Raw genomic sequence first — 17,995 nt, forward strand, 5'->3', positions numbered from 1 at the left:
GTGGATCATGGCACTGCTACCTTCCGGACGCATGGACGACTCCCCTCGCTGGTACCGCCCGGCCCCCGACGTGCTGCTCACTGTCGGCAGCGCCACCGCGCTGCTCGGCTACCTGATCCCGTGGTTCCGCGCCAGCCGCCGCCACCAGTGGTCGTACTCGGGCTGGGCCTACCTGGAGACCGAGGGCGGCTGGACCTGGCTGGTCGTGGTGTCCCTGGTGATCGCCGTCCTGGCCGGCCTCTGGGCCGGGCGGAGCGTGGCGTGCGCCAAGCTCGCGATCGGCGCGGCGGTGGCCGGGATGTTCCTCGCCAGTGCGGTGGTCGCGGTGAGCCTGGGCGCGCTGCCGGAACGCGACAGCATCAACTGGGTCGGTGAGCTGCCGTTCGAGATGGGGATGCCGCTCATGGCGGTCGGATTCGGGGCCGTCGTCGCCGGGGCGCGGGGCACCGTACGCCGCCCCGCCGAGGAGTGACGCGACGTCACGCCGCCGGCAGGTCCACCACCCGGGTGGCCCAGCGGGCCATCAGCGCCGGGTCGTGGGTGATGACCAGGACCCCGGCGCCCTGCCGGCGCTGGTAGTCGGTGACGACGGCGGCGACGTGCGCCTGGGTGGAGGCGTCGAGCATCGCTGTCGCCTCGTCGCAGAGCAGGTAGTCCGGCCGGTGCACCAGGGCGCGGGCCAGGCAGGCGCGTTGCAGTTGCCCGTCGCTCACCGCGTGCGGGCGGCGGGTCAGCAGGTCGGGCGTCAGTCCGACCAGGTCGGCCAGCTCCGCCGCGCGGGCCGCCGCCTGCTCGCGCGGTGTGCCGGTGGCACGTAGCGGCTCGGCGACGATGTCGGCGAGGCTGAGCCGCGGGTCGGTGGCGGCACGCGGGCTCTGGAACAGGACCGCCACGCGGGTGCGCAGTTCCGCCGGCAGGCGGTGGCGGACGCCGCCGAGCGGTCGCCCGTCGATCGCCACGTGACCGCTGTCCGGGGCGTGCAGCAGGGCGAGGACGCGGGCGAGCGTGGACTTGCCGCTGCCCGACGGGCCGCGCAGCCCGACCGTCTCACCGGGGGCGATGTGCAGGTCGACCCGGTCGAGGACGCGCTGCCCGCCGTACGCGACGGAGACCTGGTGCGCGGCGAGCCCGGCGGCCGGCGCGTCGCCCGGGGCGGCGGCGCCGGTGGTGCCGGGAACCGTGACCGTCATGCCGGTACCTCCTCGCGCAGCGGGTGGTGGCAGGCGACCCGGCCCGCGCCCTCGGCGTCGAGACGGGGCACTGTCGCGCAGGTGTCGGTGGCGCGGGCGCAACGCGGGGCGAAGGCGCAGCCGCCGGGCAGGTCGGTGAGCGCCGGCGGGTGGCCCGGCACCGGCACGAACGCGCGGTCGGGCAGCGCGTCGAGCAGCCCGGCGGTGTACGGGTGGGCCGGGTCGTCGAACAGCGCCTCGGCCGGGCGATGCTCGACGATGCGGCTGGCGTACATCACCGCGACCGTGTCCGCGACGCGGCGCGCGGCGGCCAGGTCGTGCGTGATGAGCAGGACGGCCGCGCCGGTGTCGCAGCGGCGGCGCAGCAGGTCCAGCGTGTGATCGACGAGCGGCCGGTCCAGGCCGGTGGTGGGTTCGTCGGCGAGCAGCACCGGCGGGTCCGGTGCGAGAGCCAGCGCGGTGGCGAGCCGCTGGGCCATGCCGCCGGAAAGCTCGTGCGGGAACCGGTCCAGGTCGGCCGGGTCGAGACCGACGTCGGCGGCGATCCGGTCGGCGGCGGCCTGCGCGTCGCGGCGGGCGTGCCCGTGCGCGCGCAGCGTCTCCTCCAGCAGCTTCCGCCCGGTACGCACCGGGGTGAGCGCGGTGGCGGGACTCTGCGGGACCAGGCCGACGCCCCGGCCGCGTACGTGCCGGGCGAGGTGCCGCTCCCCCGCGCCGATCAGGTCGACCTCGGCGCGGCCCGGCGCGTGCAGGCGGGCATGCCCGGTGACCGTGGCGTTGCGGGGCAGCAGGCCGAGCAGGGCGTGCGCGAGGACGGACTTGCCGCACCCGGACTCGCCGACCACCGCCAGCAGCTCGCCGGGCCGCAGCGTGAGGCTCAGGTCGGTGACGGCGTGCACGAGCGCGTCGCGCAGCCGGAAGCGGACGGTCAGCCCGTCGACTGTCAGCAGCGCCGGGGCGGTCACAGGTGCAGCTCCGCCCGTACGCGTGGGTCGAGGCGGTCACGCCACCGGCCGGTGAGCACGGCGAGCGCCAGCGTGGCCGCCACGAGCAGGAGGCCGGGGACGATGCTGGCCCACCAGGCGCCGGTGAGCAGCGACCGCTGCCCGTCGTTGATCATGTTGCCGATCGAGGCGAGGTGCGGCGGCAGGCCCAGGCCGAGGAACGACAGCGCGGTCTCGTGCCAGACGGCGTGCGGCACCATCAGCGTGGTCGCCAGCGCCAGGCGCGGCAGCACGTGCGGCAGCAGGTGCCGGGTCAGCACCCGGACCCGCCCGGCACCGCCGGAGATCGCGGCGTCGACGAACGGCCGGTTGCGCAGGCTGAGCAGCTCGGAGCGGACGATCCGGGCGGTGGACAGCCAGTGCGTCAGCGCGATGGATGCGATCACCGCGCCGAGGCTGGGCCGCAGCATCGCCACGATGAAGATGCCCAGCAGCAGGTGCGGCAGCGCGGCGACGGTGTCCACGACGCGCATGAGCGCCCGGTCGACCCAGCCGCCGGCGCTGCCGGCGACGGCGCCGACCAGGCCGCCGATGACCGCCGCGACGAGCGCGGCGACCGCGCCGACGAGCAACGAGACGCGCAGGCCGTAGAGGCTGCGCAGAGCCACGTCGCGGCCGAGGTCGTCGGTGCCGGCCAGGTGCTCCGGCGAGGGCGCGAGGCGGGTACGGGAGAGGTCGACGGCGCTCTGGTCAAGTGGCCACAGGAGCGGGGCGAGCAGCGCGGCAGCGACGACACCGGCGAGCACGACGACGGCGACGGTCGTGCCCACATTGCCGGGGCGGCGCAGGCGCCGGACGCGCGCGGGAAGGGCGAGGTCAGTCATCGAGGCGTACCCGGGGGTCGGCGGCGGCGTAGGCGAGGTCGGTGAGCAGGTTCGCGGTCAGCACCACGACGGTGGTGGCCAGGGTCGTGGCCGCGAGCAGCGGGAAGTCGGCGCCCAGCGCGGCCTCGACGGTGACCGCGCCGAGCCCGGGCAGGGAGAACACGGTCTCCACCAGGACCGCGCCGCCGACGAGTTCGGGCAGGTGCGTGCCGACCAGGGTGAGGAACGGCAACAGCGCGGTACGCAGCGCGTGTCCGAACAGGACGACCCGGCCGGGAAGTCCTCGGGCGCGGGCGGCCAGCACGTGGTCGTCGCGCAGGCTCTCGGCGACCGCGTCACGGACGAACAGGACGAACCACGGCGCCTGGGAGATCGCCAGCACCGTCACCGGGAGCACCAGGTGCCGCGCCACGTCGGCCGGGTCGGTGCCGGTGGCGGTGATGTCGGTGAGCCCGCCCGCGGGCAGCCAGCCGAGGCTGAGGGCGAACACGGCGATCGCCGCGAGGCCGATCCAGAACACCGGCATGGACTGCACGGCGTACGCGACGGCGCGCAGCGCCCTGTCGAACCAGCCACCACGGCGGTACGCGGCGAGCGTGCCCAGCAGGACGCTCGCCACCAGCACCAGGGCGAGCGCGGTGCCGACGAGCAGCAGCGTCCACCCGGCCCGGGCGGCGAGCACCGAGGTGACCGGCTCGTGCCGGCTCGTCGACCAGCCCAGGTCGCCGCGCAGCAGGTTGCCGATCCAGCGGGCGTACTGCACCGGCAGCGGGTCGTCGACGCCCCAGTTGGCGCGGATCTGCGCGAGGTTCTCCTCGCTCGTGGTGAACGCCGCCGCGCCCGCGTACTGCTGGGCCGGGTCGATCGGGGAGGCGGCACCGAGGGCGAACATGCCCATGCTGGTGGCCGCCAGCACCGGTACGGCGACCAGCAGCCGCCGCCGGATCACGACGCCCGCCCCGGCCAGTCGCCGCCGGCCGGTCACGATTCTTTCGTCCAGGTGTGCACGTTCCACCAGATGCTGTTGGCGACGTCGTGCTCGTGCGGCTCGACCCGCGGCGTCACCCCGGTCACGGCGTCCTTCAGCACGTAGGTGTGCTGGAGGTAGGTGAGGAACACCCACGGCACGTCGGTGGCGAGCTGCTTCTGGAACGTGGCGTACGCGGCCTTGCGGGCGGCCGGGTCGGCGCTGTCCCGGCCGTCCTGCAACGCGGCATCGGTGACAGTGGACCGGTACGAGCCGGGGTTGAAGAAGCCCTGCCCGGCGAAGGCCGAGCTGAACAGCTTGTAGGAGACGAAGTCCGGGTCGTACGGGGTGCCGTAGCCCATGATCAGAGCGTCGTTCTTCATCCGCGGGGTGATCGCGTCCCAGGTCAGCCCCTCCGGCGTGACCTTGATGCCGACCTTCTTCGCGTCGGCGGTGACGGCCAGCGCGAGTTCCTTGCGCAGGCTGTCGGTGGCCGGGTACATGAGCGCGAACGCGGCCTGCCGCCCGTCCTTGACGCGGATGCCGTCCGGGCCGGGCTTCCACCCGGCGGCGTCCAGCGCGGCGGTGGCCGCGGCCACGTCGGCGGCGGGCCGGCCGGCGATCGACGGCTCCGCGTATTCCGACGTGGGCGGCACCGGCCCGAACGCGGGCTCGCCCGCACCGCCGAGCACCCCCGTCACCATGGCCTGCCGGTCCACGGCGACGTTCAGCGCCCGCCGGATCGCGAGGTCGCCGGTGACCGGGTGGCCCATCGGCAGCATGACGCCCCGGTAGTCGGCGGTCGGCACCTTGTGCACCCGGTAGCCGCCCCGGCCGTCGAACCCGGAGGCGAGCTTCGGCGCCAGCTCCGCCGCGTCGAACTCGCCGGCCCGCATCCGCTGGGCCCGCACGTTGTCGTCGGCGACGAACGCCACCACCACGCCGGAGTTCGCCGGTTTGCCGTCCCAGTACGTCTCGTTCGCCGCGAGCACGAGCCGGTCACCAGGGGTCCAGGAGGTGAACCGGTACGGGCCGGTGCCGACCGGCTCGCGGTTGAACGCGGCCTTGTTGACGTCCTGCCCGGCGAACGCCTTCGCCGGGACGATCCCCAGCGCCAGCCGTTGCAGGAACGGCGCGTACGCGTACTTCAGGGTGAACACGACTGTCGCCGGGTCGGGCGCGGCGACAGAGGCGAGCATGTCCAGATCGGAGCGCAGCGTCGAGTCGACGCCCGGATCGAGCACCGCCTGGTAGGTGAACACCACGTCCTGGGCGGTCAGTGGGCTGCCGTCGTGGAACAGCACGCCCTCGCGCAGCTTCGCGGTGACCGTCTTCCCGTCCGCCGAGACGGTGGGAAGCTCGCGGGCCAGGGCGGGCACCAGTTCGTTGCGGGCGTCCCGGGCGACCAGCCCGTCGAAGATCAGCGACGCGCCGTCGACGCCGTAGTTGAGCACCGGGTTGAGCGTGTCCGGCTCGCCCGCCGTGGCGACCACCAGCGTCCCGGCGTTGTTCGTTCCGCCGGTCGACGCCGTGGGCGACGAGCAGCCCGCGACGGCGAGCAGGGCGGCGGCGAGCATCGCGGCCACGCGTACGGGCTTGGGCTTGATCGCCACCGGCAACCCCTCGAACTCGTCCTGCGGCAGGGCGGGCGCTCCGGCGAAGAACAGATCATCGCGTGCCCGAGCGCCCGCCCGCTTCTGCCACTATTCGGTAGTTGCCAAGCATATGCAATAGAGGGCCATTGACGGTGTGCGGCCCTCCGAGCGCGACGTCCGCTCGTAAGGCGGCCGCGCGGCGCGCTGAATATGCTCAGAGCATGGAGGACAGCGAGCAGGCGGTGCTGGCCGGGATGTTGCAGGCGGCCGAGGACGCCGCCCCCGTGCAGGCGGTCGAGGCCGTCACCGGCGCCATCGCCACGGCGTTGGACGCGCGCGGCGTCTCGCTGCTGATCGCCGACCTCAGCGGCCGTGCGCTGGTCCGGCTGACCCACCAGCCGGCCGCCGGTGGCCCCGGCCGCCGCCAGGGCGAGGAGTCCGCCGAGATTCTCCCGTTCGACGGCGGGCCCTACGAACAGGCGCTCCGTCAGCAGACTCCCCGGGTCGTCCCCGGCGACGGCACCTGGACCGTCGTGGCACCGGTCACCGACCGCGGAGAGGCCATCGGCCTGCTGGAGATCGACCTGCCCGACGAGCCGGACGAGGACGCGGTGGCCCGGATCGCCCGCGCGGCGCACGCGCTGGCGTTCGTCGTCATCGCCAACCGCCGCCACACCGACCTGTTCGAGTGGGGGCAGCGGACCACCCCGTTCAGCCTCTCCGCCGAGATCCAGCGCCGTCTGCTGCCCGCCTCGTTCACCTGCGAGGGCGGCGCCTTCACCCTCTCCGGCTGGCTGGAGCCCGCCGCCAGCGTCGGCGGGGACACCTTCGACTACAGCCTCGCGCGGAACCTGCTGCACCTCAGCGTCACCGACGCGATGGGCCACGGCGTGGCGAGCGCGCTCACCGCCACCCTCGGCGTGGGCAGCCTGCGCAACACCCGCCGGCGCGGCGGCAGCCTGATCGCCCAGGCCGAGGAGGCGAACCGGGCCGTCGCGGAGCACGCGAACGTACGCGGCGCGTACGTCACCGCCGTGCTGGGCCGCATCGACCTCACCACCGGCCGCTGTGAGCTGCTGAACGCGGGACACGTCCCACCGCTGCTGGTCCGGGACGGCCGGGTCCTGCCCGTGGAACTGCCCGGCAACTTCCCGCTCGGCATGTTCCCCGGCGAGAGCTACCGCAGCGGAGAGCTGGCTCTGCTGCCCGGCGACCGGCTGGTGGTGGTCACCGACGGCATGCGCGAACGCAACGCCGCCGACCTGGACCTGCCCGGGGAACTGCTGCGCCTCGCCCACCTGCATCCCCGCGAGGCGGTGCGGGCGCTGTCCGACGCGGTGCTGGCAGCCGCCGGGCCGGTCCTCGACGACGACGCCACGCTGCTCGTCATCGACTGGTACGACGGCCACGGGCCACGGCGCAGCACCTCCGGCGCCGACACCGCCCGCGTCAGCTCGGACGAGGAACGCTCAGCGCACCGCCTTGGGTGAGCCGTCCTCGGCCTCCCGTACCGTGCCGAAGAGCGGGATGACGCGGTCCACCGAGGTGATCGAGAAGACGTTGCGGATCGACTGGCGGACGACGGCCAGACCGAGCCAGCCGTCGCGCTCCCGCAGGTTCTTGTAGACGAGCACCAGTGCGCCCAGGCCGCTGGAGTCCACGAACCCGACCCGGGTCAGGTCGACGACCACCGTCCGGGCACCGGTCTCCGCCACCTCGAGCAACCGGTCACGCAACGTCGGTGCGCTGGCCATGTCCAGATCGCCGGCGACCTCGATCACCGGGCCGACACGCCCCTGCCTGGTCGTCACCGAGAACTCCACCACTCCCCCTCAACCGCACCGCCGAGAACATCTCACCCCTGTCCACCGTGCCAGAGATCCGCCCTGATCGCCTGCCGTGGCTGCGCGTCGGCTCAGCGGCCCCGCCGCGAAGTGGTGGAGGACACCTCAGTGCCGATCCGGTCACGCCGTCGTCTCGGTGCCGGTCCGCCGCACCGGCGCGGGGATCCGCAGCTCGGCGGCGGCCCGGCGCTCGGCGAGGCGTACCGCCGGCCGCATGGCCAGGCCGGCGACCACGAACAGCCCGCCGAGCACCAGCCAGCCCGGGGTGCCCCAGCCGAGCAGCAGCGAGGTCAGCAGCGCCGGGCCGAGCATCCGGGCCAACTGCGGCGCCATGGCGAAGAAGCCCTGGTACTGCCCCTGCCGGTCGGGGCGGGCCAGGGTGAAGCCGACCTCCCAGCCGCTGGCCGCCTGCACCATCTCGCCGAACACCTGCACCAGGGCCGCGCCGAGCAGCACCGCCGAGGCCACCCACGCGCCGCCGACCATCCCGGACACCGCGTACGCGCCGCAGGCGACCAGCAGCACCCAGCCGGCATGCCCGCTGGCCCGGGCCGCCGTGCCCGGATCGGTCACCCGGCGGGCCACCCGGACCTGCCACAGCACCACGCACAGCATGTTCACGGTGAGCACGATCGCGCCCATCGACGCCGGGGCGTCGGTCCGCTCCGCGATCCACAGTGGCAGCGCCAGGCTGAGCAGCGGCATGTTCAGGCACATCACCGCGTTCAGCAGCGTGATCAGCGCGTACGGACGGTCGCGCAGCACGGCCAGCCGGCCCGGCTCGGGTCCGGCCGGGACCGGCGCCGCCGCCTCGGGCAGCCGACGCACCAGCAGGGCGGCGGCCAGGAAGCTCGCCGCGTCGAGCGCGAAGGCCGACAGGTACGCCGGGCTGGAGTCCGCCCAGAGCACGAGCGCGCCCAGTCCGGCCCCGGCGGCCAGGCCGGCGTTCGAGACCGACTGCAACCGCGCGCGTACCGCCGTGCGCCGCGCGGGCTCGATCAGCCCGACCAGCAGCGCCTGCCGGCTGGCGGTGAGCCCGGCCTGGCAGACGGCGTAGCCGCAGGCGAGCAGCACGAACAGCGGGAAGGAACGGATCACGAGGAAACCGCCGAGCGCGGCGGCGGTCGCGACCGCGAAGACGCCCGTCATCCGCCGTGCGCCGTAGCGGTCGGCCAACTGGCCGGCGGGCACCCCGGCGAGGATGCCCGTCGACCAGCCCACGGTGAGGGCGATCCCGACCTGCGCCGGGGACAACCCGACCACCCGGATGAAGAACAGCGCCGAACAGGCGTAGAACGCGCCGTCGCCCACCGAGTTGGCGAGCTGCGCCAGGCTCAGCACCCGGACCCGTCGGCCGGTGTCGACATCGGTCATTGCCCGCCCCCGTTCGCCGATCTCCTTCACTCCATCCAAGACCTGCGAATTGGCTCACAGAAGCGCCGATTCCGGGCTGTTTGATTGGGCCAATGTAGTGTCGTCGCGGTGGACGTACACGTCAGCCTGGCCGGGCCCGGCGACCGCGCCACCCGGATCCACAGGCAGTTGCTGGAGGCGGTCCTGGACGGCCGCCTGCGGCCCGGCGACCGACTGCCACCGACCCGCGAGCTGGCCCGGCGGCTCGACGTCTCCCGCAACACGGTCGCCGTCGCCTACGAGCGGCTGGCCGCCGAGGGCCTGCTCACCGCCCGGGTCGGCGCGGGCACGTTCGTCGCCGACGAGCTGGTCGCCCGCGCCCGGCCGCGTCCGGCACCGGCCGGTGGGGTACGCCCCCGCGCGTTCTGGGCGTCCGCCGAGCCGGCCCCCACCGCCGCGCCCCGCCCGGGTCACGACTTCCGGGCCGGCACCCCGGACACCGGGCTGTTCCCGCTGGCCACCTGGCGGCGGCTGGTCGCCGGGGAACTGCGTGGCGCGACGATCCGGGGCGGTTACGCCGACCCGGCCGGGCACGAGGGCCTGCGTACCGCCGTCGCCCGGTACGTGGGGCTCGCCCGCGCGGTACGGGCCGCGCCGGAGGACGTCGTCGTCACCCAGGGCGCGCAGCAGGCGCTGGACCTGATCGCCCGGGTCGTGCTCGAACCGGGCGACCGGGTGGCGGTGGAGGATCCCGGCTATCCCCCTGCTCGGCGGCTGTTCGCCGGCCACGGCGCGCGGGTCGTGCCGGTGCCCGTCGACGACGAGGGGATCGACGTACGTGCGCTGCCCGGGGACGCGCGGCTGGTCTACGTCACCCCGTCCCACCAGTTCCCGCTGGGCGTCCGGATGTCACCGGCCCGGCGGGCGGCACTGCTGGACTGGGCGGCGACCCGGGACGCGGTGGTCGTCGAGGACGACTACGACACCGAGTTCCGCTTCTCGGCGCGCCCGCTGGATCCGCTGCAGACGCTGGACCGGGCCGGGAAGGTGGTGTACGTCGGCACGTTCTCCAAGACCCTGCTGCCCATGCTGCGCCTCGGTTTCCTGGTCGCCCCGGCGTCGCTGCGCCCCGCGCTGCTGGCCGCCCGGCAGCTCACCGACTGGCACGGCGACCACACCACGCAGGCCGCGCTGGCCCGGTTCATCGACTCCGGCGAGCTGCCCCGGCACATCCGCAAGGCGACCCGGGTCTACGCCGAGCGACGCGAGCTGATCGACGCCGCGCTGCGCTCCGACCTCGCCGACTGGCTCGACCCGGTGCCGTCCACAGCCGGCCTGCACCTGTGCGCGCGGCTGCGCCCGGAGGCCGGCGTCGACCTGCCGGCTGTCGTCGCCCGGGCGGCCGAGGTCGGCGTCACGGTACGCGAGATCGCCGGCTACCACGCGGGCCCGCCCGGCCCGGCCGGTCTGGTGCTCGGCTACGGCGCCGTCGCCACCGCCGACGTACCCGAAGGGCTCCGGTTGCTCGCGCGCAGCTTCCGCGGCTGACCGGCGGCGACGCAAATTTCTCCGGATTTCGAGCAACCCCGGGAGCCACACCTGGCGTGACTGTCCCGAACCTGATCGGGGGCTTAACCTTCGGTAACCCCGGGGGTGGGCGCGCCTGAACTACCCTCGCGGCCGTGGACACTGTGGAGATCGATGCGCCTGTCGTCGGCGTGACCGTCTACCCGGACCGCGCCCGGGTCACCCGCCGCGGCCGCGTCCGGCTGACCGCCGGCGACCATCGGGTACGCGTCGCCCCGCTCCCGCTGGGCCTGCGCCGGGACTCGATCCGGGTAGGTGGCCGGGGCGCGGTGACCGTGCTCGGGGTGGACGTGGCCGCGTGGCGGCAGGCCCGCAGCACCGACGCCCAGGTCGTCGAGCTGGAACGGCGACGGCGCGAACTGGCCGACGAGCTGGCCGAGGTCGCTGACACCGACGCGATCGAGGACCAGCGCGGCGAGTTCCTCACCCGGCTGGCCGAACGCGCGGGTGGCACGTACGCCCGGGCACTGGCCGCCGGCGACGCGGCCCCGGCCGACGTCGCGGCCTTCACCGACTCGGTGTCCGGTCAGCTCGCCGAGTCCCGGGCCCGGCGGCGCGGGCTGGCCCGGCGGCGCACCGAGCTGGCGGAGGAACTGGCCGCTGTGGACCGGGAGCTGGACGCGGCGCGCGGCAAGCGGCAACCGGACCGGCTGGCCGCCGAGGTGTCCGTCTCGGTGGACGCCGACGACACCGAGGTGGAGCTGGAGCTGACGTACCTGGTGGACGGCGCCCGCTGGACGCCCTCCTACGACCTGCGGCTGGTCGAGGACACCATGACTGTCACCTGGTTCGGGCTGGTCAGCCAGGGCACCGGGGAGGACTGGCCGGAGTGCGAACTCCAGCTGTCCACCGCGCGGCCGGCGGCGGCGAGCGGCGTACCGGAATTGTCGCCCTGGTATCTCGACCGGCTCCGCCCGGCGCCGCCGATGGGTGTCTCGGCCGCGTCGTTCGACGGCATGGTGCCGCCCCAGGCGCCCGGCGCGGCACCGGCGGGCCGTCCCCGCGCGGCGCGGTCCGCGGCGCCTGCGGTGCGGGAGAGCGTCGCCGAGGTGGAGCAGGGCGTGACCGCGGCGACCTACCGGCCCGCGCGGCCGGTGGCGGTGCCCGCCGACGGCAGCGCGCACCGGGTCACCATCGCGGTGCTGGAGCTGCCGGCCCGGCTGGATCACGTGAGCGCGCCGGTGCGCGCGGCCGAGGCGCACCTGCGGGCCACCGTCCGCAACACGTCGGACCACACGCTGCTGCCCGGCCCGGCGTCGGTCTTCCACGGCGCCGACTTCGTGGCGGCGACGCGGCTGACGACGTGGGCGCCGGGCGAGGAGACGGAGCTGGCGCTCGGGGTGGACGACCGGCTGCGGGTCGAGCGGAAGCTGTCCCGGCGCACCGAGAGCAAGGCCACGCTCGGGTCGACGCGGCGGCGGGAGGTGGAGTACCGGATCACGGTGGCGAACCACACGCCCCGGCCGGCCACCGTCGAGGTGCGGGACCAGCTACCGGTGTCCCGGGACGAGGCGGTGGTGGTACGTGAGACCGCGCTGACGCCGCCGCCCGCCGAGCGTACGGAGCTGGGCGAGCTGACCTGGCGGCTGTCGCTGGCGCCGGGTGAGAGCGGCGAGATCGCGCTGGGCTTCCGGGTGGAGCTGGCGAAGGGCGTCGAGCTGACCGGCTGGCGGGAGTAGCCCCGGCGCGCGTCAGGAAGGGCCCCTTCTTGTGCAGAATGCGTCAAGAAGGGGCCCTTCCTTCGGTCTCAGATGCGGCGACGTCCGTACAGGCCGGCGAAGACGGCGACGCCGATGGCGGCGAAGCCGACCTGGAGCACCAGCTCGATCCAGTCGATGCCGGGGGTGTCGTCGACGCCGAACGCGCCGGCCACCAGCGTGCCGACGAGCGCGGCGACCACACCGATGAGCAGGGTCAGCCAGATCGGGATGTTCTGCTTGCCCGGCACCACCAGGCGCCCGAGCGCACCGATGACGAGGCCGATGATGAGCGCGGTGAAGAAGCCCGTGATCTCCACGAGAGGCGTCCCTTCCCTCAGATGTGTTGACGCCTCGCTGGTTGCCCCGATCAACGACTTACCCAAACCTGGGAGCCGCTTTCGTCACGGAACTGTCATGACCGTCAGTGATCAGTGGTCCGAGGGCTGGCGGCGGCGCGGCGCGCCGGGCGGCTCGTCCCGGTCGATGCGCAGTTCCCGCTCCAGTTCGGCGATGACCATGCGCAGGTCGTCCAGGCGCTGGCTGATCGCGATCCGGTCCACCTCGTCCGGTATCCCGTCGCCGTCTTCGTCGTAGTCCGGCGCCAACCCTTCGGTCATCTCCAGCCGGCGCGCCTCCTCCATCGAGTTGACGATGACGGCGATGAGGATGTTCAGCAGCAGGTTGACCGCGATCATCACGAAGCTGACGTAGTAGAGCAGCGTCCACGGTGACACCTCAAGGCCCTGTTCCAGCAGGTCCGGCAGCGTCTCCAGGGACAGCAGCACGAACAGCGTGACGAGGGATCGGCCGATGTCGCCGTACTGCTCGGGGTAGCGGGTACCGAAGATCAGCCAGCCGGCCATGCCGTACACGTAGAGCGTGACGGCGGCGAGCGCGAGGAACCCGGCCACGCCGGGCAGGCTGCGCCACAGCGCCGTGACGATGGTCCGCAGGCCGGGCGAGAAGCGGACCAGCCGCAGCACCCGGGCGACCCGGATGAACCGCAGCACCCCCGAGTCGCCGTGCAGCCCGGGGATGAAGATGGCAATGGTCACCAGCAGGTCGAAGACGTTCCAGCCGTGCCGGAAGAAGTCCTGCGGACGGCGACCGTACGCGAGCACCCGGATGGTGATCTCCACGACGAAGATCGCCCGGAACGTCCACTCCGTCCACCGCAGCACCGGCCCGGCGGCGCCCAGGTTCGGGTACGTCTCGATGCCCAGCACCACGCCGTTGGCCATGATGAGCACCACGATGGCCACCTCGAACGGCCGGGACGCGACGATCCGGGCACAGTGGCCGGCCAGCCCGCGCTTTCCGTTGCTGGTCCGGCGCCCGCCACGCGGGGCCGGAACCGTGTCCCCGATCAGCGTTCCCCTCCGGCACACGAGAGCCGGACGACGCGCGGACGACAGGGGGTAGCCACCCGGACACTTTAGTGGATCACCGACGGCGAACTGCTCCGGCCAGGGCGCGCCCGGCCCGGCTCAGAGCCAGCCGCGCCGCTTGAACAGCAGGTAGAGCGCGCCGCAGACGGCGAGCATCAGGGCCACCGCGAACAGGTAACCGAACCGCCACTCCAGCTCCGGCATGTGGGTGAAGTTCATCCCGTAGACGGTGCCGATCAGGGTGGGCGCGAACAGGATCGCCGCCCACGCGGAGACCCGTTTGATCTCCTCGTTCTGCTCGAAGCTGGCGGCGGTCAGGCTGCGCATCTCCTCGTTCTGCGCCTGCGACACCAGTGTGGCGTTGACGGTGAGGATGTTCTGGAGCAGGTGCCGGAACCCGTCCACCCGCTCCACCACCTGGGTGAGGTGGTCGGCCACGTCGCGCAGCCGGCGGCGCAGTTCCTCGTCCGTGCCGTACCTGTCGAAGCCGTGCGTGAGCGCGTCGACCACCTTCAGCAGCGGCCGGGCGGCCCGCTGGAACTGGATCACCTCGCGGCTCAGCTCGTAGATGCGGCGGCTGGCGTTCGGGTCGCCGCCGAACACCTCGGTCTCGATCTCGTCGATGTCGTTCTCCAGCCCGGCCACCACCGGCGCGTAGCCGTCGACCACCCGGTCCAGTACGGCGTAGAGCACGGCTTCCGGGCCGAGCGCGAGCACCTCGGGTTCGGCCTCCAGCCACCGCCGTACGCCGGCCAGGTCGGGTGTGCCGCCGTGCCGCACGGTGATCACGAAACCGGGCCCGAGGAACAGGTGCAGCTCGGCGAACTCGACCGCGTCCCGCTCGTCCAGGTAGCGGGCGGCGCGCAGCACCACGAACAGGGTGTCGCCGTAGCGTTCCAGCTTGGGGCGCTGGTGGGCGTTGATCGCGTCCTCGACGGCCAGGTCGGGGAGCTGGAACTCGGCCGCGAGCGTGGCGACCTCCTCCCGGCCCGGCCGGCGCAGCCCGATCCAGGCCATCGCGTCGTCGAGCTGTTGCAGGCAGCGGAACGTGTCGGCGAGGCTCACCGGCGACGCTCGGCGTACGCCGCCGACGTAGACGCCGCTGTCGACCAGTCCGTCGGTTCGCTCCGGCTCGGCCGCGCCCGCGTCGATGGCGTGCTCGTCCAGGCGCCGGCCGAACCCCTCCGAGGACCGGTTGTCCGCCATGCCCCTCCCCCGCTGCTCGGCCGGGTCGCCGAGTCCCCCGCCCGCGCTCGCGCAAACGTCAGGGGCGGTAGCGGTAGCCCATGCCCGGCTCGGTGATCAGATGCCGGGGCCGGGCCGGGTCGTCCTCCAGCTTGCGCCGCAGCTGGGCCATGTACTGCCGCAGGTAGTTCGTCTCGTGGTGGTACTCCGGCCCCCACACGTCGTGCAGCAGCTGGCGCTGGCTGACCAGCTTGCCGGGGTTGCGCAGCAGCTTCTCCAGCATGGCCCACTGGGTGGGGGTGAGCTTGACCTCGACGCCGTCGTCCCGGGTGACGGTCCGGTCGGCCAGGTCGACGGTGTTGCGGCCGATCCGCAGCGCGGGCACGGCGGGCGTGGCCGGGGCGAGCCGCCGGGTCACCGCGCGGATCCGGGCGAGCAGCTCGTCCACCCCGAACGGCTTGGTCACGTAGTCGTCGGCGCCCGCGTCGAGCGCGGACACCTTGTCCTCGCTGCCGGCCCGCCCGGAGAGCACGATGATCGGCACGGCGGTCCAGCCGCGCAGGCCCCGGATGACCTCGGTGCCGTCCAGGTCGGGCAGGCCGAGGTCGAGCACCACCAGATCCGGCGGGTGCGCGGCGGCGGCCTTGAGCGCGGCGGCGCCGCTGTCTGCCACCTCGACGTCGTAGCCCCGGGCGCGCAGGTTGATCCGCAGCGCGCGCAGGATCTGCGGCTCGTCGTCGACGACCAGGATCCGGGTCATTCCCGCTGCCCCTCCGGCTGGCTGGCGGCCGGCAGCCGCAGCACCATGGTGAGACCACCACCGGGGGTGGTCTCCGGGGTGATGCTGCCACCCATCGCCTCGGCGAGCCCACGGGACAGCGCGAGCCCCAGCCCCACCCCGGTCTGGTTGTCCCGGTCGCCGAGGCGCTGGAACGGCAGGAAGACGTGCTCCCACTGGTCCTCCGGGATGCCCGGCCCGGTGTCGATCACCCGCAGCTCGACCTGCCCGGCGTGGGCGCTGGCGGTGATCGTCGGCGGCCTACCGGGCGGGCTGTGCCGCAGCGCGTTCGCCACGATGTTGACCAGCACCCGCTCCAGCAGGCCCGGGTCGGCCAGCGCCGCCGGCAGGTCGGCCGGGATGTCGGTGGTCACCTCGGCCGCCGCCGGGCCCAGTTCGTCGAGCGCCAGGGGTACGGCGTCCTCCAGCCCGATCGCGGTGGCGCTCACGCCCAGCGCGCCGGCCTGCAACCGGCTCATGTCGAGCAGGTTCGCCACCAGCCGGCCCAGCCGGTCCAGCGACTCGTCGGCGGTGGCGAGCAGTTCCTCCCGGTCGTCCGCGTCGAACTCGACGTCGTGGCTGCGCAGGCTGCTCACCGCTGCCTTGGCCGACGCCAGCGGCGTACGCAGGTCGTGGCTGACCGCCGCGAGCAGCGCGGTCCGCATCCGGTCGGCGGCGGCGAGCGGACGGGCGGTGGCGGCCTCCTCGGCCAGCCGCTCCTGGCGCAGCGCGACGGCCGCCTGCGCGGCGAACGCCTCGACCACCCGCCGGTCGGCCGCCTCCAGCCGCCGGCCGGCGAGCACCACGCTGAGCCGGTCGTCGACCGGCACCACGGTCTCGCCCGCGCTCGGGCTGCCGGGCGGCCGCTCACCGACGCTCGCCACCACCCGCCAGGCGTCCGCCTCCCGGGCCCGGGCCGGGCGTCCCCCGGCCTCGTCGGTCAGCTCCAGCACGCTCACCGCGCGCAGCCCGAACGTCTCCCGCAGCCGGTCCAGCAGCGCGGGCAACGGCCGCTCGCCGCGCAGCACGCTGCCCGCGACGGTGGCCAGGGTCTGCGCGTCGGCGGAGGCCCGGGCCGCCTCCCGGGTACGCCGGGCCGCCACGTCGACCACCCAGCTCACCGCGATGGCGACGCCGACGAACACGCCCAGGGCGAGCAGGTTGTCCGCCTCGGCGATGGTGAGCGTCCGGTACGGCGGGGTGAAGAACCAGTTGAGCAGCAGCGAGCCGCCGAGCGCGGCGACCAGCGCGGGCCACAGCCCGCCGACCAGGGCCACGCCCACCACACCGGCGAGGAACAGCAGGATGTCGTTGGTCAGGGTGAGGTCGGGCAGCGTCCGCAGCAGGAGCGTGAGCGCCGGCATGCCGAGCACCGCGAGCGCGTACCCGATCAGCCGACGCCGCCGGGACAGCGCGGCGGGCACCGCCGTGCCCCGGCGCCCGCGCCCCGCCTGCGGGTGGGTGACCAGGTGCACGTCGATCGGGCCGGACAGCGCGGTGGTGGTCACCCCGACGCCCCGGGCGAACACCTGCGCGAACCGGCCCCGGCGGCTCGCGCCGAGCACGAGCTGGGTGGCGTTGACGCCCCGGGCGAAGTCCAGCAGCGCCGCCGGGATGTCGGTGCCGAGCACCTGGTGGTACGTGCCGCCGAGGCTCTCCACCAGCACCCGCTGCCGGGCCAGCTGGGCCGGGTCGGCGCCGGCCAGCCCGTCGCTGCGGGCCACGTGCACGGCGAGCAGGTCGGCGCCCTTGCTGCGGGCGGCGATCCGGGCGGCCCGCCGGATCAGCGTCTCGCCCTCCGGGCCGCCGGTCAGCGCGACCACCACTCGTTCCCGCGCCTCCCAGGTGTCGGAGATGCCCTGCTGGGCCCGGTACGCGTCGAGCTGCTCGTCGACCTTGTCGGCCAGCCAGAGCAGCGCCAGCTCGCGCAGCGCGGTGAGGTTGCCGACCCGGAAGTAGTTGCCGAGCGCGGCGTCGATCTTGTCGGGCCGGTAGATGTTGCCGTGCGCCATCCGGCGGCGCAGCGCCTCCGGCGTCATGTCCACCAGCTCGACCTGCTCGGCGGCCCGGACCACCTGGTCCGGCACGGTTTCCCGCTGGGTGGTGCCGGTGATCTGCGCGACCACGTCGTTCAGTGACTCGAGGTGCTGCACGTTGACGGTGGAGAGCACGCTGATCCCGGCGTCGAGCAGTTCCCGCACGTCCTGCCAGCGCTTGTCGTGGCGGGACCCGGGCACGTTCGTGTGGGCCAGCTCGTCCACCACGACGACCTCGGGCCGCCGGGCCAGCACCGCGTCCAGGTCCATCTCGGTGAACTCGACGCCCCGGTACGTCATCGACCGGCGCGGCACCACCTCCAGGTCGCCGATCATCTCGGCGGTGTGCTGGCGGCCGTGCGTCTCGACCAGGCCGATCACCACGTCGGTGCCGCGCTCGGCCCGGCGCTGGGCCTCCTCGAGCATGGCGTACGTCTTCCCGACGCCCGGAGCGGCACCGAGATAGATCCGCAGTTCACCCCTGCCCACGCACCCCATCCTCCCCGAGTGGAAGGAAGGGCCCCCTGTTAACGCCTCGCGAGGT

At 74.1% G+C, this 17,995-nt stretch carries 16 protein-coding genes; 4 read left to right on the plus strand and 12 right to left on the minus strand.

Going from position 1 to position 17,995, the window contains the following annotated elements; all coding sequences use genetic code 11:
* Nucleotides 1–31: 31 nt before the first annotated feature.
* Nucleotides 32–472, plus strand: coding sequence for a hypothetical protein (locus tag O7604_RS06605; RefSeq protein ID WP_269702534.1), 441 nt, complete (start codon nucleotides 32–34; stop codon nucleotides 470–472).
* Between the two features lie 7 nt (nucleotides 473–479).
* Here the strand turns inward: O7604_RS06605 and O7604_RS06610 are convergent, their stop codons facing one another.
* From O7604_RS06610 to O7604_RS06630, 5 genes are read right to left on the minus strand one after another with little or no spacing between them, the layout of a single operon-like run.
* Nucleotides 480–1,190 (minus strand): ATP-binding cassette domain-containing protein, encoded by a 711-nt coding sequence (locus O7604_RS06610; RefSeq protein WP_269702535.1) that lies wholly within the window; start codon nucleotides 1,188–1,190, stop codon nucleotides 480–482.
* The gene (locus O7604_RS06615) at nucleotides 1,187–2,155 is read right to left on the minus strand and encodes an ABC transporter ATP-binding protein (protein WP_269702536.1); all 969 of its coding nucleotides are present in this window, start codon (nucleotides 2,153–2,155) and stop codon (nucleotides 1,187–1,189) included. The genes O7604_RS06610 and O7604_RS06615 overlap by 4 nt, the downstream gene beginning before the upstream one ends.
* Nucleotides 2,152–3,018 carry an ABC transporter permease gene (locus tag O7604_RS06620; RefSeq protein ID WP_281579140.1) on the minus strand — a complete coding sequence of 289 codons (867 nt, stop codon included), beginning with the start codon at nucleotides 3,016–3,018 and terminating at the stop codon, nucleotides 2,152–2,154. Before O7604_RS06620 ends, O7604_RS06615 begins: the two co-directional genes overlap by 4 nt.
* On the minus strand, nucleotides 3,011–4,033 hold the full coding sequence (locus tag O7604_RS06625) for an ABC transporter permease (RefSeq protein WP_269702539.1): 1,023 nt from the start codon (nucleotides 4,031–4,033) through the stop codon (nucleotides 3,011–3,013). Before O7604_RS06625 ends, O7604_RS06620 begins: the two co-directional genes overlap by 8 nt.
* Nucleotides 4,000–5,598 (minus strand): ABC transporter substrate-binding protein, encoded by a 1,599-nt coding sequence (locus tag O7604_RS06630; RefSeq protein ID WP_281579141.1) that lies wholly within the window; start codon nucleotides 5,596–5,598, stop codon nucleotides 4,000–4,002. The genes O7604_RS06625 and O7604_RS06630 overlap by 34 nt, the downstream gene beginning before the upstream one ends.
* Nucleotides 5,599–5,801: 203 nt before the next feature.
* Between O7604_RS06630 and O7604_RS06635 the strand changes: the two genes are divergently transcribed.
* Nucleotides 5,802–7,070: a PP2C family protein-serine/threonine phosphatase gene (locus O7604_RS06635; RefSeq protein WP_281579142.1), complete on the plus strand. Its 1,269-nt coding sequence runs from the start codon at nucleotides 5,802–5,804 to the stop codon at nucleotides 7,068–7,070.
* Here the strand turns inward: O7604_RS06635 and O7604_RS06640 are convergent.
* Entirely contained in the window at nucleotides 7,050–7,391 is a 342-nt protein-coding gene (locus O7604_RS06640; RefSeq protein ID WP_281579143.1) for an STAS domain-containing protein, read from the minus strand. The two genes, O7604_RS06635 and O7604_RS06640, sit on opposite strands and share 21 nt — an antisense overlap.
* A gap of 153 nt (nucleotides 7,392–7,544) precedes the next feature.
* A complete protein-coding gene (locus O7604_RS06645; RefSeq protein WP_281579144.1) occupies nucleotides 7,545–8,798 on the minus strand; it encodes an MFS transporter in 1,254 nt (417 codons plus the stop codon).
* A gap of 108 nt (nucleotides 8,799–8,906) precedes the next feature.
* Here O7604_RS06645 and O7604_RS06650 point away from each other — a divergent pair, with 108 nt between their 5' ends.
* Both O7604_RS06650 and O7604_RS06655 read left to right on the plus strand, forming a co-directional pair.
* Nucleotides 8,907–10,325, plus strand: coding sequence for a PLP-dependent aminotransferase family protein (locus tag O7604_RS06650; protein ID WP_281579145.1), 1,419 nt, complete (start codon nucleotides 8,907–8,909; stop codon nucleotides 10,323–10,325).
* A gap of 134 nt (nucleotides 10,326–10,459) precedes the next feature.
* Nucleotides 10,460–12,043 (plus strand): mucoidy inhibitor MuiA family protein, encoded by a 1,584-nt coding sequence (locus tag O7604_RS06655; RefSeq protein ID WP_281579146.1) that lies wholly within the window; start codon nucleotides 10,460–10,462, stop codon nucleotides 12,041–12,043.
* Nucleotides 12,044–12,111: 68 nt separating this feature from the next.
* Here O7604_RS06655 and O7604_RS06660 read toward each other — a convergent pair whose 3' ends face one another.
* From O7604_RS06660 to O7604_RS06680, 5 genes are all read right to left on the minus strand, one after another.
* Nucleotides 12,112–12,381 (minus strand): GlsB/YeaQ/YmgE family stress response membrane protein, encoded by a 270-nt coding sequence (locus tag O7604_RS06660; protein WP_281579147.1) that lies wholly within the window; start codon nucleotides 12,379–12,381, stop codon nucleotides 12,112–12,114.
* Between the two features lie 111 nt (nucleotides 12,382–12,492).
* Nucleotides 12,493–13,452, minus strand: a complete 960-nt coding sequence (locus tag O7604_RS06665; protein ID WP_281579148.1) for an ion transporter — start codon at nucleotides 13,450–13,452, stop codon at nucleotides 12,493–12,495.
* A 99-nt stretch (nucleotides 13,453–13,551) separates the two neighbouring features.
* On the minus strand, nucleotides 13,552–14,658 hold the full coding sequence (locus O7604_RS06670) for a magnesium and cobalt transport protein CorA (protein ID WP_281579149.1): 1,107 nt from the start codon (nucleotides 14,656–14,658) through the stop codon (nucleotides 13,552–13,554).
* A 58-nt stretch (nucleotides 14,659–14,716) separates the two neighbouring features.
* Nucleotides 14,717–15,397, minus strand: coding sequence for a response regulator (locus O7604_RS06675; protein WP_269702555.1), 681 nt, complete (start codon nucleotides 15,395–15,397; stop codon nucleotides 14,717–14,719).
* Complete coding sequence (locus tag O7604_RS06680) at nucleotides 15,394–17,940, minus strand: DUF4118 domain-containing protein (protein ID WP_281579150.1); 2,547 nt, start codon at nucleotides 17,938–17,940, stop codon at nucleotides 15,394–15,396. Before O7604_RS06680 ends, O7604_RS06675 begins: the two co-directional genes overlap by 4 nt.
* Nucleotides 17,941–17,995: the final 55 nt, after the last annotated feature.

The sequence above is a fragment of the Micromonospora sp. WMMA1947 genome (assembly GCF_027497355.1).
GTDB lineage: Bacteria > Actinomycetota > Actinomycetes > Mycobacteriales > Micromonosporaceae > Micromonospora.

Bases quoted from the DNA above. Each gene is read 5' to 3' on its own strand.
- O7604_RS06605 (WP_269702534.1), top strand. From the start codon at position 32: ATGGACGACTCCCCTCGCTGGTACCGCCCGGCCCCCGACGTGCTGCTC.
- O7604_RS06610 (WP_269702535.1), bottom strand. From the start codon at position 1,190: ATGACGGTCACGGTTCCCGGCACCACCGGCGCCGCCGCCCCGGGCGAC.
- O7604_RS06620 (WP_281579140.1), bottom strand. From the start codon at position 3,018: ATGACTGACCTCGCCCTTCCCGCGCGCGTCCGGCGCCTGCGCCGCCCC.
- O7604_RS06635 (WP_281579142.1), top strand. From the start codon at position 5,802: ATGGAGGACAGCGAGCAGGCGGTGCTGGCCGGGATGTTGCAGGCGGCC.
- O7604_RS06645 (WP_281579144.1), bottom strand. From the start codon at position 8,798: ATGACCGATGTCGACACCGGCCGACGGGTCCGGGTGCTGAGCCTGGCG.
- O7604_RS06670 (WP_281579149.1), bottom strand. From the start codon at position 14,658: ATGGCGGACAACCGGTCCTCGGAGGGGTTCGGCCGGCGCCTGGACGAG.
- O7604_RS06675 (WP_269702555.1), bottom strand. From the start codon at position 15,397: ATGACCCGGATCCTGGTCGTCGACGACGAGCCGCAGATCCTGCGCGCG.